Origin of the sequence: Thalassospira lucentensis (assembly GCF_050516545.1) — a bacterium.
GTDB classification, from domain to species: Bacteria; Pseudomonadota; Alphaproteobacteria; order Rhodospirillales; family Thalassospiraceae; genus Thalassospira; species Thalassospira lucentensis_C.
The window spans coordinates 123,505-137,528 of the sequence record NZ_CP191544.1 but is presented as its reverse complement, the minus strand read 5'-3'; the positions used below and the strand labels follow the sequence as shown (position 1 = coordinate 137,528).

The window sequence follows — 14,024 nt, the reverse complement described above, 5'->3', positions numbered from 1 at the left end:
GTCCGATGTTTTGTTTTGATTAGTTCAGCTTTGATCCCAACCAGACTTCCTTGCGCGCGATCATTGGTTGGGCATCCAGATCAAACTGTTTGAAATGGTCGGATGCCAGATGCAGGTCAAAGGCCCCACGATCCGAATAAAGCTCATAAAGATAGAAAACCGACGGGTCCGCCGCGTCATGAACAACATCAAAGACGCTGCAATCGGCTTCGAGCATCAGGCTGTTTTTCGCCTGTTTAACAACAAGCTCTTCGAACTTTGAAATTGAATGCGACCAGATTTCAAACCGCACCAGAACAGTGAACATCAGTTTCCTCCGAATTTTGATTTAAGGTGAGCAACCTGATCATCTGTCAGTGGACGCGTTTTTTGTCCCTGCAACAGCAAGAACAGCTTTGCCGTTTCTTCAAGTTCCTCGGTCGCATAGATCGCATTTTCAAGGCTGTCACCCGCCACGACCGGTCCATGATTGGCCAGCAATACGGCATGATGATCCCCTGCCAGTTCTTTGACAGCTTTTGCAAGGTTGACGTCACCTGGCGGGTAATAGGGGACAAGCGGCAAACTACCGACCCGCATGACAAAATACGGGGTCAATGGCGGCAGCACATTCTGCGCACAATCACATTCCATGCAGCTTACTGCCGCCGAATAGGAAGAATGCAAATGCACCACTGCGCGTGCGGTCGGTTGACCGTCATACATGCATTGATGCAAAAACGCTTCCTTGGTCGGCTTGTCGCCCGACATCAGGTTGCCGTCCCGATCCAACCGTGAAAGCCGTGCCGGATCAAGATTACCCATTGATGAGCCCGTCGGGGTCATCAGCCAGCCATTATCAAGGCGTACGCTGATATTGCCAGATGCACCGAATGTCAGTCCGCGCTCAAACAAAGATGCAGAAAGTTGACAAATCTGTTCTCGAAGTTTGTTCTCATTTGTCATGCTGACATCCTCCAAGCCTTGGAGAAGAAATCAGCATCACCAAAATTCCCCGACTTCAATGCAAGCGCCACGCCTTCATCACCACCAATTGATCGCGTCCAAGGAACACCTGGCGCAATTTCTGGTCCGATTTCAAGCATCGGCACGCCCAATGCTTCAACAACCGCGCCCGATGTTTCACCACCAGCAACAATGAATCTCCGAACTCCAAGACCGAACAAATGCCGCGCAAGAATCTTTTGCGCCTCTTCAACGATCTCACCGGCGCGATCACGACCATATTCGATCTGAAAATCGCGCACCTGATCCGGGGAAGCGGTCGAATAAACCAACGGTGGCAATGCAGCTTGCCCGACCTGCTCATTTAACCAGCAACAGGCGCGCTCAATTTCGTCGCTCCCTGCTGCCAGTTTGAACGGATCAAGCTGCAACGCCGGAAAGCCATCTTTGATCGCTGTTTCGATTTGCATTCTTGTTGCGGTCGAACAGCTTCCCGCAAGGATCGCGGCCTGCCCATCCGGATAGTCAAACCCGGCAGTCGGATCATAGGGTCGCAATTTCCCCGCCCGCCTGAAATTTTCCGGCAGGCCAATTGCCACCCCGGAACCACCCGAGACCAGCTTATGCCCGGAAATCGCCTGACCAATCGCACGTAGATCATCGTCAACGATTGCATCAACAATCAGAAGAGTTTTGCCCGATGTCGCTGCTGCTTCAACGGCATCGGAAATAGCGGCATGGCCGGTGCGTACGATCTCCCAAGGGACCAGACCAACCTTTCCCTTTGACTGGCGCTGCAAGACCTGAACAAGATCAGGATCACGCATCGGTGTAAGCGGATGATCCCGCAATGATGATTCCGAAAGCAATCGCCCGTTTACGAACAAATGCCCCTGAAACAGACTGCGTCCGGTTTCAGGAAAGGCCGGACAGGCAATCGTGACGGCACTACCAAGTGCGGACTGAAGTGCCTCAAGCACCGGTCCGATATTGCCTTGATCAGTTGAATCAAAGGTCGAGCAATATTTGAAAAATATCTGCTCGGCACCGACCGACTTCAGAAAGCTCAAGGCGTTAAGTGACTGTTCGACTGCACTTTGTACCGGAATGGTCCGTGACTTCAAGGCGATCACAACTGCATCGGCACCGTCAAAATCAACACGTCCTTCGGGCACGCCCGATACCTGAACGGTTTTCATCCCGTTGCGCACAAGATTCAGTGCAAGGTCGGTGGCCCCGGTCAAATCATCAGCAATGCATCCAAGCAGGGTCATTTGCCTTCTCCTGCTTTGATGGTTTCGGATTTGCGACGGGCCAGTTTCGCCCAGACCTTACCTTTTGCACGCTGCCACGCTGGCAACTGCGAAAGAACGGTCAAGACAATGGCAACAATCAGAATGACGGCAACCGGACGTTCAAAGAAACCTGCAACACTTCCCTCAGACACCAACAATGCGCGGCGCAGATTTTCATCCGCCATCGGGCCAAGAATGACACCAATCACCAGCGGCGAAATCGGGTAATCCATTTCGCCCAGCAGATAGGCAACAATTCCGACCGGCACCATCAGATAAAGATTGAAGATGCTCAGCCCCAACGCATAGGAACCAATCACTGACATGACAGCAACAATCGGTAGGAATACAGATGCCGGAACACGCAGAACCTTGACCACATGCTTGGCCAAGAACATGCCGTTCAACCACATCGCCAAGGATGCAAGCACCATGATTGCTGTCAATTGAACCAAAAAGTTCGGGTTGGAAATTGAAATCATCGGCCCGGGTGTCAGACCGTGCAACATCAACGCCCCCAGCAACATCACAGCCGGCGGACTGCCGGGAATTCCAAGCGTCACCAGCGGGATCAGGGCCCCGCCGATGCACGCATTGTTTGCGGTTTCCGAGGCAATAATACCCGCAGGCTCACCCTTGCCGAAATTCTCAGGATGGGCGTGGGAATTTTTGGCGGTCCCGTAAGAAACCCAACCGGCAATATCTTCACCAACTCCAGGAACAGCACCAATCCCGATCCCGATCATCGATGAACGAACAATGTTTTTGAAGTTCCGCACGATGGCACCGAACTCCGGCAACATCCGCTTGATTTCCTGTGGTTTACCAAGAGTCATGCGATCACGCAGAGTCTTGATGATCTGAGGCAATGCAAAGGCACCGATCAGAACCGGAACAACTTCAATCCCGCCATCAAGCTGCGACTGATCGAATGTAAAACGTGGGAAGAACTGTAGACGGTCACGGCCAATGCAGGCCAGCGCCAATCCAAGCAAGCCGGCAATCCAGCCCTTATAGACAAGGTCCTTGCTGGTCAGTGTTCCACTGATGATGATCCCGAAGAACGCCAGCAAGAAGAACTCGTAGGATGTGAATTGCAACGCCGCATCCGAAATCAGCGGTGCAAAAGCAACCAACGCCACCATGCCAATAATCGTACCGATGAAGGATGCCGTTGTTGTCAGACCAAGTGCCCGCCCCCCTTCGCCGCGGCGCGCCATCGGGTATCCATCCATCGCGGTTGCTGCAGACGCAGCCGTGCCGGGAATGTTGATCAAAATGGACGGATAAGATCCACCATACACCGCGCCGACATACATCGAAATCAGCGACACAAGCGCTGTTTCAAGGTTCATTGAATAGGTAAGCGTTGTCAGCAAGGCAACGCCAAGTGTCGCCGTCAACCCCGGCAATGCGCCAAAAACAATCCCAAGGAAACTTGACCCCATCAAAAGCACGACAGTCAAGGGGTCGCTCAGCAAACTGAAAATCGTCTGACCGAAAATGACCAAATCATTTAAAAAATTCATCCTCGCCCCCTATCCCAAATGCCCGATCGCACGAACAAAGTCTGCCATGGCATTAATCACGATACCTTCAACCGGAAGCGGCACCAGAAGTCCGAATTTGAAACACGGGACAAGAACCAGTGGTGTCAGGAACGCTGACATCACAGAAATTCGCCATTTCTTCAAGTAAAGCTGATTTGTACGGGACATGGTCGCGACAATCAGGTTCTGGAAAATCGCACCAATCAGAACGAATGCATCCAGCAAGGTTCCGTTGACATCCGCATCGCGCCCGATTGCAAAAACAATGATCGACACCACAACAAACGGACCAAAGAGCGGTCGTAAAATACGTGGGTCATCAATATAAAACGGTGCGATCAGCACAGTCAGAAATGCAAACGAAGCGATCCAAAAGTCTATATTTGGCACCAATGCATAGACATATGCCGAGATGATGCCAATCAGCACCAGTAAACGGTGTAGATTTTCACTTGCCAGAAAGCGGCCAAAGTTTGGCAGATCTTCAATCGCTTGTGCCATACCGCCATCACGGATCGCACGGGACATCAGGATCAATGCCATCACAATCAACAAACCAGATACAAGCAAGGGAAACAGTGCCGGCGACACGTACCAGACGTTCGATACTCCACCATAACTGTCCGCCATCGGAAATGTCAGCGTTTCAGCCAACATCGCGATAGAGAGCACGAGGAGAAGGATACTGGTAAAGAAGTCTGCCCGCCGTTTCTTCGTCAGTTGCGGATCAGTCATATTCGTTCCTTGGCGCACAGCGCACCCAAATTCAGTCGTCAAAGCCAAGAGAATGGGAGAGGTGACACCCCCCAGAAAGGTCACCTCTCCGTATGATCAGCACAATTTCATCTCTTGTGCCGAACCTTGATACTTAGATCAGGGTTTGCTGATACCAAGCGTCGCCGGATCAATTTTGGCAGCGCCCAGATCATGCAGCGCCCATGAGAAGACCGACTCAAGCTTCAGATACTCTTTCTGCGCTTCTTCGCCTGTCTTGCCCGACAGAACATAAAAGTTCTCGTCAGCCCATTTCTTGACGGCATCGGTTGCCATTGCTTTGCCGAACGCATCTGCAAGGGTAGCTTTCACATCATCTGGCGCATCCGCACGGATGGCGATCCCCAAGGTCTGCTGAATAGGAAGATATTCAGAAAGCCCCGGATAATCACCAAAGCCCGTCGGAATTTCACCAATACCTTCGACAGTGACGCCATCTTCGACGAGCATTGCCAACGGACGAATTTTGCCCGCACGCAACAATTGAAGCTGTTCCGCCAACGAGGTGACAACAGCGGTAACCTCACCCGTCATTGCAGCATTCTGCGCCGGGGCAGATCCCGGGTAAGGGATAAAGTTAAAGCTCGCACCGGTTCCTTTTTGCAAGGCAAGCAGATTGATATGGTGGATCGAACCCGAACCACCTGCCGAAGCCTTGACCGAACCCGGATTGGCTTTTGCTGCTTCAATCAGATCAGTCAGGGTCTTGTACGGCGAGTCCGCTGTTACTGAAATCAGATCCGGTGAACCACCGATCAGGAACGGATACCATTCCTTAAAGGTCTGATCCCAGCCGCCCATGACAGCAGAAGTTGTGTTCGAGTCTGCAACACCAACAAGGGTGTAGCCATCTGCCGGCTGTGAATGCGCATAACTCATACCGATTGAGCCCGCAACACCGCCCGGCTTATTCACGACATTAATGCGTACCGGCAAGAATTTTGCCATTTCCGCAGCCACAACACGGTTCGAAACGTCGGTTCCGCCACCCGCGGACCAGGTCACGACATCTGTGATATCGCGCTCCGGATAGTCCGCTGCCTGTGCTTGAGCAACGACACTACCCATAAGTGCCGCAACGCAAAGAGTTGCAAAAGTCTTCATGTGTTTCCTCCACTGAGTTCTTTGTTATTTAAACATCCCGCATTGAGCCGCCGATCGTATGTCGAATTATCTTGATTCGCTCAATGCATGTGTTAACGTATACATTAATAAATACAACGTCAATGGTTTATGATGAAAGCCGTCAAACGTTGAACTTTCAGAGAGGAAACAATGATTTCACTGGACAACATCGAATTCGTAGGCCAAGGACTCAACCGTCCTGAATGCGTATTGACGCATAAAAGCGGCCTGCTTTTTGCGGCTGACTGGACCAAAAATGGCGGAGTCTCGATCATCGGGACGGATCATTCTGTCCATCATATTCTGTCCAAGGACTCATCCTTTGAAGTGCGCCCGAACGGCATCGCTGTAGAACAGAAAGGTTCCTTTCTTCTTGCGCATCTAGGCCCTGAAACGGGTGGTCTTTTCCGCCTGTATCCTGACGGAACCCTTGAAGATGTCCTGACAGAACTGGATGGCACAGCACTGCCTCCGTCCAACTACGTTCATATCGACACCCAAGGTCGCACGTGGATTACAGTAAGCACACGTCAGGTTCCCCGCGCAGCAGCGTATCGTGGTGATGTGGCAGATGGATACGTCATCCTGATTGACGAGATAGGTGCGCGCATCGTTGCCGATGATATTGGCTATACCAATGAATGTCTGGTCCACCCGGATGGCAAACGTCTGTTCGTCAACGAGACTTTCGCCCGCAAACTTTCTTCCTTTGACATCGATGCCAAAGGCAATCTGTCAAACAAGAAAATTGTCTGCGAATTCGGTGCCGGAACATTTCCTGATGGAATGACCTTCGATACAGAAGGCGGTATCTGGATCACCAGCATTGTCAGCAATCGCGTCATCCGCGTCACAGAAGACGGAACACAAGAAATCCTGATCGAAGACGTTGATCAGGAACATCTTGACAATGTCGAAGACGCCTTCGGGCGCGCTGCTATGGGCCGACCACACCTTGATCGTGCTCACAGTCAGAAACTCAAAAATATTTCCAGCCTCGCCTTTGGCGGTGCTGACTTGAAAACAGCTTATCTTGGTTGCCTGCTTGGCGATCAGATCGCCCGGTTCCAAAGCCCCTTTAGTGGCGTGAAACCGGCTCATTGGGACGCACCACTGTCCAAGCTCCGACCACTACTATCTTCAAATACCCCCCAATAACATAAAAAGACATTCGAGGTTTTTATGACCAACTCAAACAGCTTCAACATCGCTGTTTTCCCAGGCGATGGCATTGGCGAAGAGATCACGACACCTTGTGTCGAAATCCTTCAGGAAGCAATTTCCAAAGTCGGCGGTTTTTCAGCCAGCTTTGATTGGCTCCCGGCTGGCGCAGGCCATTACCGTGACTCTGGCCAGTCGCTTCCGAAAGATTCGATGGCCAAAGCTGCAAAGTCAGATGCCATTCTTCTTGCCGCGATGGGCCTGCCTGACATTCGCTATCCGGACGGCACGGAAATTTCGCCACAAATCGACCTTCGATTTGAATTCGGCCTATATGCCGGGGTCCGCCCCGTACGCACCATTCCCGGTCTTGCCCCGGTTCTGAACAATCCGCAGGCGCATGCTCTCGATTTCGTGATTATACGGGAATCAACCGAAGGTTTGTTTGCCTCACACGGCAAAGGCACGGTGACGGATGATGCTGAAGCACGCGATACGCTTTTGATCACACGTGATGTCAGCGAACGCCTTTTTGACTTTTCGCTCAACCTTGGCCGCAAACGTAAAAACCAGGGGAGCTCAGGCGTCGTCACCTGTGTCGATAAAGCCAACGTTTTCAAATCATTTGCATTCTTCCGCAAGGTCTTTGACGAGCGGGCAGCACTGAATACTGACGTTGCCACCGATCACATGTATGTTGATGCTGCCGCCCTTAACATGGTGCGTCGCCCTTGGGACCTTGATGTACTGGTGACCGAAAACATGTTTGGCGACATCCTCTCGGACCTTGGCGCGGGCTTGATTGGTGGCATGGGCTTTGCCCCGTCGGCTGACATTGGCGATGAACATGCCGTGTTCCAGCCGTGCCACGGATCCGCACCTGACATTGCTGGCAAGAAACTGGCAAACCCGACCGCGATGTTCCTGTCCGGTGCAATGATGCTCGAATGGCTGGGTGATAAACATGGCTGCCCGGAGGCCGAAAAAGCCGGAGCTATGGTTCGCACAGCCGTCGATGCCGCATTTGCCAATGGTGATCTTGTCACCGGCGAACTCGGTGGCAAAGCCGGCACAACTGAAGTATCGCGTGCTGTCATGCATGCGCTGAAGGAACTTGACCCTGCACGTCACAGCGCAGGCTAAAGGAACAGGAAGCACTATGACGACAATCCGCATTGCTGCGGTTGGAACCGGCTATTTCAGCCGGTTCCAGTATGCGGCCTGGAACAGAATTGAAGATGCCAAAGTTGTTGCTGTTTGCAACAGAACGATTGAAGGCGCACAAGAAATCGCCGACGAATTTGCGGTCCCACATGTGTTTGGCGACTATTGCGACATGCTCGACACCGTTAAACCCGACATTGTCGACATCATTACTCCGCCCTCGACACATCTTGCCTACATCCGCGAAGCTGCCAGACGTGGTATCAATGTCATTTGCCAAAAACCATTCTGCGAAAACCTTGCCGATGCGTGTGATGCTGTTGAAATCGCCGAGAAAGCCGGAATCATGTTGGCAATTCATGAAAACTTCCGGTTCCAGCCTTGGTATGCAAAACTGGCTGACGAAATCTGCGATGGAAACCTTGGCGAACTGTATCAGGCGAACTTCCGCCTGCGCCCCGGCGACGGTCAGGGTCCAGATGCCTATCTTGCAAGACAACCCTATTTCCAAAAGATGGCGCGCTTTCTGGTACATGAAACCGGCGTTCACTGGATTGATACATTCCGGTATCTGTTTGGCGAAATCACTGCTGTTAATGCTGTTTTGCGCCGGCTAAACCCTGCTATTGCAGGCGAGGATTCCGGCCTGATCACCATGGAGTTCCAAAGCGGCCTGCTCGCCGTTCTTGACGCTAATCGTCTCGCAGACCATCGCGCACAAAATCGTCGTCTGACCATGGGCGAGATGGTTATTGAAGGATCGGCTGGCACATTATCCCTTGATGGTGATGCTGAAATTACCATGCGTTCGCATGGTGAAAACAACGCTGAAAAGCTTCCATATCTGTGGAACAACATTGATTTTGGCGGCGACTGTGTTTATCGCCTGCAACGCCACGTGATAGATTCTCTTTTGGGCAATGGCCCCTTGATGAATACTGGCCGGGAATATCTGCGTAATCTCGTTGTCGAACAGGCAATCTACCAAGCAGCAGAAGAAAGCCGCACGATCCACGTCGATTATTCGAAGGTCATTTGAAAGTAAGAACATGTCATCGGAAACCGTTCAGGCTGCACGCAACCCGGATGCAAAAGTAAAACTTGCGCTGCCAGACCGTGCATATCGGGAAATCAAAAGACGCATTCTTGAAAACGATATGCCATCAGGCACCATCATGCTGGAAAGTGAGTTGGCCGAGCTTCTTGATATGAGCCGAACACCCATTCGCGAGGCCCTTATCCGGCTGTCGAACGAAGGCATGGTTGAAGTTCGCCCGCGTCATGGCATGCGCGTGTTGCCAGTGTCAAAGGATGACATGATTGAAATTTACGACATCCTAACCGCCCTGGAAGCCCAAGCAGCAGAACTTGTCGCACGGCGCGGCCTTTCTCCCGAACAGCTGGCTGAATTAAACGATGCCGTTGATGAAATGGACCACGCACTTGCCAATGATGATCTGACCGGATGGGCAAATGCTGACGAACGTTTCCATCTTTTGCTGGTGGAATTTTGTGGCAACCGCCGCCTGAGCAATATGGTCAATACATTTTGGGATCAATCGCATCGCGTACGCCTTCTGACACTTCGACTTCGCCCCAAACCAACCGGATCAAATGACGACCACCGTGCAGTTGTTGCAGCCATCGCAAATGGTAATCCCGATGCCGCACGCGACCTGCACCGTCAACATCGCCTGAAAAGCGGAACGATGTTGGTTGAAATACTTGAAAACCATGGCCTTTCGAACGTTTAAAGCATTCATAATTGTAAATGCCCCTACACACAAATAGCAGCCAGATTGCATCGAAAAACCATCATTTATCAGCCCTTTTTGCCACAACGTCCCGGCTTGTCGCACCGCAATCACAGATGTCTGATGGCGAAAGGCGACAGTGTCGCTCACTCGTCGTAAGCGACACCATCCAATAGAATCAGCGGTACAGCATATTGGGCAACCACAAAGCAAAACTTGGGATAAACGTGATGATCATCAAAACAATAACCAGCGGCACAAGGAAAGGCATGGTTGCAGAAACGCAGCGTTCGAACTTTACCCCTGACACCTGCGACAAGACATACAACACCATACCAACTGGCGGAGTCAGCAGCCCAAGCATCAGGTTCATGATCAAGACAATACCAAGGTGAACAGGGTCAATTCCAACGGCCAACGCCACAGGTAAAAGCACCGGAACAAGAATTGTGATGGCTGCGATGGTTTCCATAAAGAGCCCAACCACAAGGACCACGACGGAAATAATCGCAAGGATCAGAAACTTGTTGTCCGTGAATGCCAGCAGATACTCGCTCAGATTGTTTGCCACCTGCGCGGCAGTCAATATCCATGCAAATATCGCAGCCGATGCTACAATCATTAAGATCGAAGCCGATGTCTGAACCGTATCCATCGATACGCGTGCCAAAGAACGCCAAGTTAACGTCCGATACACCACGACACCAAGGAACAACGCGTATGCAACTGCAGCTACAGCGGATTCAGTGGGGGTAAAAGCCCCGGTTACAATTCCGCCAATAATAATTGCTGGTGTGAAGAGTGGCAAAACCGCCGCACGAAGCGTGACCCAGAGACGGGAGAATTCAAACCGGGCGTCACGCGGGTAATTGCGTCGTCGGGCGTACCACGCAACCATCACCATAAGGGCGACGGCCATCAGAAGTCCGGGGACAATACCTGCTGTAAACAGCTCACCGATTGAAACCGACGCCATCACGCCATAAATCACAAGCGGTAAAGAAGGCGGAATGATCGGCCCGATCGTAGAGGACGCTGCCGTTACCCCAACCGAGAAATCCGTGTCATATCCTGCATCACGCATCGCCTTAATTTCAATCGTTCCCAGACCACCTGCATCAGCAACAGCTGCACCTGACATACCGGCAAATAACACGCTGGCCCCGACATTGACATGCCCAAGCCCGCCATGCATCCAGCCAACCAATGCCCGAGCAAAAGCAAATATCTTATTGGTAATACCTGCCGTGTTCATCAAATGACCGGCAAGGATGAAGAACGGAATCGCCAAAAGCGGGAAGCTATCAACGCCGTTAATCATATTATGTGCCAGCACAACACTTGGCACACCTTCAACCAGAATATAAGCCAAAGAAGATGCAGCAAGGGCAAACGCCACAGGAACGCCAACTGTGAGCATCACAGCCAGCATCACAAACATCAAAATCAAACCCATTTTAGATTTCCGCCTCAGTTCCGGCTTCCAGTTTGGTATGCGAGATTTCCTGCCCGCTCTGGTGCAAATACTTCAAAATGTTTCGCATAGACATCAATGCCATAGCAAAGAACGAAACCGCCACTGTCCAATAGATAATGCTTTTCGGAAGGTCGATTGAAACCATTTTCTGAGAATGCGTTCGTTGCGCCAACTCAGTCGTCAGCCAACCTGCATAAACACAAAAAGCAAGAACAACGACCTCAATGGCAATCGCCAATATTTTGACATTCGCTGCCGAAAGACAGCGATAGAAGAACTGCAGAAAAATATGGGACCCACGCCGCATACATGTCACAGACCCGACAAAGCAAAGTAGTATCAGAAGATAACGCGCAATTTCCTCAGTCCACCCCAGTGAATTGTTCAAAAAATATCGCGTGAAAAACTGCAAAAAAACGATCAGAAAAAGCCCCCAGAAGATCGCCAAAACTGGCCAATCAACCGGTTGGACATCTGAAAGATCGACTTTTTCGGCACCTGAAACCATGTCAGCGCTTTCTTCTGGCCGACTGGTTTCTCCATCATGACTGTCTTCAGAATACACCAATTTCTTCTCCCATACGCCGCGTGACGAAACAGTTCCCGGTCGAAACCGGGAACTGAAATAGCGTCAAAATTTGGATTAATTGGCGTCCAGGATTGCCTGCATACGTTTGTAAACGTCAGGTTCCCATGGCATATCGCTGCTTAGCAAAGCAGGCTGAACCGCGTCCATGAAAGGCTGCCGGTCAACTTCATTCACCGTAACTCCTTGCTCACGGAACCATTCAACCAAGGTGTTCTCTGCATGAAGAATTTCACCAGATGCCCATTCGGCCGATTCTTGAAGAACTTCTTTGAGCGTTGAGCGGTCTTCCTCACTCATTGCCGCCATGCGCGAGCCAGACACAACCGTCACCAGTGAATTAACAAGGTGCGCTGTCAGATTGATATGTGACTGAACTTCATAGAACTTCTTGAATTTAATTGTCGGCAATGGGTTTTCTTGTGCGTCAACAACCCCCTGCTGCAATGCCAGATAGACTTCAGAAAACGCAAGTGGAGTCGGGTTCGCTCCTGTTTCCTTGGGGAACAAGACATAAGCTGGCGCATTTGGCACCCGGATTTTCAGCCCCTTCATGTCTTCAGGCTTGAGAATTGGTTTGTTCGACGTTACCTGACGCGCCCCATAATAGGTAAGTGCCAGAATTTCATTTCCAGAAGCGCCCTTATACCCTTCGGACAGCTCAGCAAACAAATCGCTGCTGCGATAAGCTTCCCAGTGCTTGTAACCACGTAGCGTGAATGGGAAATCCGAAATCGCAATTGGTCCATAGTTACGGGATGCAAAACCAACCCCCGTATAAATGATATCGACAGTCCCGAGAGAAAGCCCTTCGTTAATAGCAACTTCCTTACCAAGCGAAGAGGCTGGGAATACTTTTATCTCGTAGCGACCGTCTGTACGTTCTTCCAAGGCCTTGGCAGCACGTAGTGCCGCTTCATGGTATGGCGTAGCAACTTCGTATACATGGGCGAAGTTCAAAACTTCCTGTGCGCTGACCGATACAGCACCTGATGCCAGAAATCCGCCAAAGGCAGCACCCAGGATCTTGTTCAATTTGAAACTCATTATTTCCTCCCTGAGGATTGATCAAAAACCCCACCTGATCTGACCAAAACGACGTTTGGCATAGAAACAGGTTAGGAAACTCCCGGCCTTTTCGGCTCTTTTGTTATGAATTCTCAGGTTTACCTGACATTTCCCAACGTCAGACTTGCCGAAAACTAAGTTTTGTATCATCATTTTGGTATGACCAAACTTTAAGGCAGTTAATAATTTCAACACAAAAAGGTCAACGGTTTTTTCTACCCAACGTAAAAAACCTTCCAGAACCTACCCCATTTGTGTAGGTTCCCGCTGAGTTTATCCAGCCGTTTGATCCGGATAATATTTGGCAGTGATCGCCACCGCATGAAATGGGACCCGTATGACAAGCCGCTTACCCGACAAGCTGATTTCATCCGAACAACTGGCTAATGAAACTGTCACGGACACAATACGAACCGGTCGGGCAGCAGATGAGATCGTGCGCCATCTCGAACAAAAAATTGTTTCCGGAGCACTGCCAGATCGCAGTCCGCTGCCGGCAGAACGCGACCTTATGACCCAATTTGGCACCAGCCGGACGGTGGTACGAGAAGCAATCACAGCACTATCCAACCGCGGACTGGTCGAAAACCGACCGCGTTTTAGACCGATTGTGCTGAAACCCGGATATGAAACCATCATTCGGAATGCCGACAGCATTGTTGGACACCTTCTGTCGGAGAATCACGGCGTAAAGAACCTTTATGATACGCGTGTTTTCATGGAACGCTCTTTGGTTCGCGAAGCAGCACTAAATGCGCAAACGGCAGATATCCGCAGACTCAAAAGCGCACTTCTTGCCAATGAAAAGGCAATTGATGACTCAACGCTTTTCTATGAAACAGACGTCGCGTTTCACGGGGTTCTTTATGAAGTACCAAGAAATCCGATATTTCCAGCCATCCATCAGGCTTATTTGTCTTGGCTTGCCCCGCACTGGCGTAGAATGCCCCGCTCTCAGGAACGCAACCTTGTAAACTTCAGAAGTCATCAAGCCATTGCCGAAGCCATTTTCGAACGTGATGCGCAAGCTGCGGACGAGGCACTTACCCGACATTTGCGCGCGGCATGGGAATATGTCCGGGTTACCTTCGAGCCGGAAGAACAGGGCTAGACAACAAATTCATC

At 50.9% G+C, this 14,024-nt stretch carries 14 protein-coding genes; 5 read left to right on the top strand and 9 right to left on the bottom strand.

The window, feature by feature from the left end:
* Window positions 1-19: 19 nt before the first annotated feature.
* The 6 genes from ACQ0MK_RS00640 to ACQ0MK_RS00615 all read right to left on the bottom strand — a co-directional run bounded on the left by ACQ0MK_RS00640 (window position 20) and on the right by ACQ0MK_RS00615 (window position 5,668).
* Window positions 20-307, bottom strand: coding sequence for a putative quinol monooxygenase (locus ACQ0MK_RS00640; RefSeq protein WP_430474377.1), 288 nt, complete (start codon window positions 305-307; stop codon window positions 20-22).
* Complete coding sequence (otnC, locus tag ACQ0MK_RS00635; protein ID WP_430474376.1) at window positions 307-945, bottom strand: 3-oxo-tetronate 4-phosphate decarboxylase; 639 nt, start codon at window positions 943-945, stop codon at window positions 307-309. Before otnC ends, ACQ0MK_RS00640 begins: the two co-directional genes overlap by 1 nt.
* Entirely contained in the window at window positions 942-2,219 is a 1,278-nt protein-coding gene (gene otnK, locus ACQ0MK_RS00630) for a 3-oxo-tetronate kinase (protein WP_430474375.1), read from the bottom strand. Before otnK ends, otnC begins: the two co-directional genes overlap by 4 nt.
* The gene (locus tag ACQ0MK_RS00625) at window positions 2,216-3,769 is read right to left on the bottom strand and encodes a tripartite tricarboxylate transporter permease (protein ID WP_430474374.1); all 1,554 of its coding nucleotides are present in this window, start codon (window positions 3,767-3,769) and stop codon (window positions 2,216-2,218) included. The genes otnK and ACQ0MK_RS00625 overlap by 4 nt, the downstream gene beginning before the upstream one ends.
* 9 nt (window positions 3,770-3,778) lie before the next feature.
* On the bottom strand, window positions 3,779-4,525 hold the full coding sequence (locus tag ACQ0MK_RS00620) for a tripartite tricarboxylate transporter TctB family protein (RefSeq protein ID WP_430474373.1): 747 nt from the start codon (window positions 4,523-4,525) through the stop codon (window positions 3,779-3,781).
* Window positions 4,526-4,663: 138 nt separating this feature from the next.
* A complete protein-coding gene (locus ACQ0MK_RS00615) occupies window positions 4,664-5,668 on the bottom strand; it encodes a Bug family tripartite tricarboxylate transporter substrate binding protein (protein ID WP_430474372.1) in 1,005 nt (334 codons plus the stop codon).
* A 171-nt stretch (window positions 5,669-5,839) separates the two neighbouring features.
* Here ACQ0MK_RS00615 and ACQ0MK_RS00610 point away from each other — a divergent pair, with 171 nt between their 5' ends.
* The 4 genes from ACQ0MK_RS00610 to ACQ0MK_RS00595 are packed head-to-tail and all read left to right on the top strand — an operon-like array spanning window position 5,840 to window position 9,768.
* Entirely contained in the window at window positions 5,840-6,847 is a 1,008-nt protein-coding gene (locus tag ACQ0MK_RS00610) for an SMP-30/gluconolactonase/LRE family protein (protein ID WP_430474371.1), read from the top strand.
* Window positions 6,848-6,871: 24 nt separating this feature from the next.
* A complete protein-coding gene (locus ACQ0MK_RS00605) occupies window positions 6,872-7,993 on the top strand; it encodes an isocitrate/isopropylmalate dehydrogenase family protein (RefSeq protein WP_430474370.1) in 1,122 nt (373 codons plus the stop codon).
* Window positions 7,994-8,009: 16 nt separating this feature from the next.
* Window positions 8,010-9,053: a Gfo/Idh/MocA family protein gene (locus ACQ0MK_RS00600; protein ID WP_430474369.1), complete on the top strand. Its 1,044-nt coding sequence runs from the start codon at window positions 8,010-8,012 to the stop codon at window positions 9,051-9,053.
* A 10-nt stretch (window positions 9,054-9,063) separates the two neighbouring features.
* Window positions 9,064-9,768 carry a GntR family transcriptional regulator gene (locus ACQ0MK_RS00595; protein WP_430474368.1) on the top strand — a complete coding sequence of 235 codons (705 nt, stop codon included), beginning with the start codon at window positions 9,064-9,066 and terminating at the stop codon, window positions 9,766-9,768.
* Between the two features lie 178 nt (window positions 9,769-9,946).
* Here ACQ0MK_RS00595 and ACQ0MK_RS00590 read toward each other — a convergent pair whose 3' ends face one another.
* The 3 genes from ACQ0MK_RS00590 to ACQ0MK_RS00580 all read right to left on the bottom strand — a co-directional run bounded on the left by ACQ0MK_RS00590 (window position 9,947) and on the right by ACQ0MK_RS00580 (window position 12,878).
* The gene (locus ACQ0MK_RS00590) at window positions 9,947-11,224 is read right to left on the bottom strand and encodes a TRAP transporter large permease (RefSeq protein ID WP_430474367.1); all 1,278 of its coding nucleotides are present in this window, start codon (window positions 11,222-11,224) and stop codon (window positions 9,947-9,949) included.
* 1 nt (window position 11,225) lies between these two features.
* Window positions 11,226-11,810: a TRAP transporter small permease gene (locus ACQ0MK_RS00585; protein WP_430474366.1), complete on the bottom strand. Its 585-nt coding sequence runs from the start codon at window positions 11,808-11,810 to the stop codon at window positions 11,226-11,228.
* A gap of 78 nt (window positions 11,811-11,888) precedes the next feature.
* Window positions 11,889-12,878 (bottom strand): sialic acid TRAP transporter substrate-binding protein SiaP, encoded by a 990-nt coding sequence (locus tag ACQ0MK_RS00580; protein ID WP_430474365.1) that lies wholly within the window; start codon window positions 12,876-12,878, stop codon window positions 11,889-11,891.
* Window positions 12,879-13,236: 358 nt separating this feature from the next.
* Between ACQ0MK_RS00580 and ACQ0MK_RS00575 the strand changes: the two genes are divergently transcribed.
* On the top strand, window positions 13,237-14,010 hold the full coding sequence (locus tag ACQ0MK_RS00575) for an FCD domain-containing protein (RefSeq protein ID WP_430474364.1): 774 nt from the start codon (window positions 13,237-13,239) through the stop codon (window positions 14,008-14,010).
* Window positions 14,011-14,024 lie beyond the last annotated feature (14 nt).

Coding starts and splice junctions, on each gene's coding strand:
- ACQ0MK_RS00640 (WP_430474377.1), bottom strand. CDS start 307: ATGTTCACTGTTCTGGTGCGGTTTGAAATCTGGTCGCATTCAATTTCA.
- otnC (WP_430474376.1), bottom strand. CDS start 945: ATGACAAATGAGAACAAACTTCGAGAACAGATTTGTCAACTTTCTGCA.
- otnK (WP_430474375.1), bottom strand. CDS start 2,219: ATGACCCTGCTTGGATGCATTGCTGATGATTTGACCGGGGCCACCGAC.
- ACQ0MK_RS00625 (WP_430474374.1), bottom strand. CDS start 3,769: ATGAATTTTTTAAATGATTTGGTCATTTTCGGTCAGACGATTTTCAGT.
- ACQ0MK_RS00620 (WP_430474373.1), bottom strand. CDS start 4,525: ATGACTGATCCGCAACTGACGAAGAAACGGCGGGCAGACTTCTTTACC.
- ACQ0MK_RS00615 (WP_430474372.1), bottom strand. CDS start 5,668: ATGAAGACTTTTGCAACTCTTTGCGTTGCGGCACTTATGGGTAGTGTC.
- ACQ0MK_RS00610 (WP_430474371.1), top strand. CDS start 5,840: ATGATTTCACTGGACAACATCGAATTCGTAGGCCAAGGACTCAACCGT.
- ACQ0MK_RS00605 (WP_430474370.1), top strand. CDS start 6,872: ATGACCAACTCAAACAGCTTCAACATCGCTGTTTTCCCAGGCGATGGC.
- ACQ0MK_RS00600 (WP_430474369.1), top strand. CDS start 8,010: ATGACGACAATCCGCATTGCTGCGGTTGGAACCGGCTATTTCAGCCGG.
- ACQ0MK_RS00595 (WP_430474368.1), top strand. CDS start 9,064: ATGTCATCGGAAACCGTTCAGGCTGCACGCAACCCGGATGCAAAAGTA.
- ACQ0MK_RS00590 (WP_430474367.1), bottom strand. CDS start 11,224: ATGGGTTTGATTTTGATGTTTGTGATGCTGGCTGTGATGCTCACAGTT.
- ACQ0MK_RS00580 (WP_430474365.1), bottom strand. CDS start 12,878: ATGAGTTTCAAATTGAACAAGATCCTGGGTGCTGCCTTTGGCGGATTT.
- ACQ0MK_RS00575 (WP_430474364.1), top strand. CDS start 13,237: ATGACAAGCCGCTTACCCGACAAGCTGATTTCATCCGAACAACTGGCT.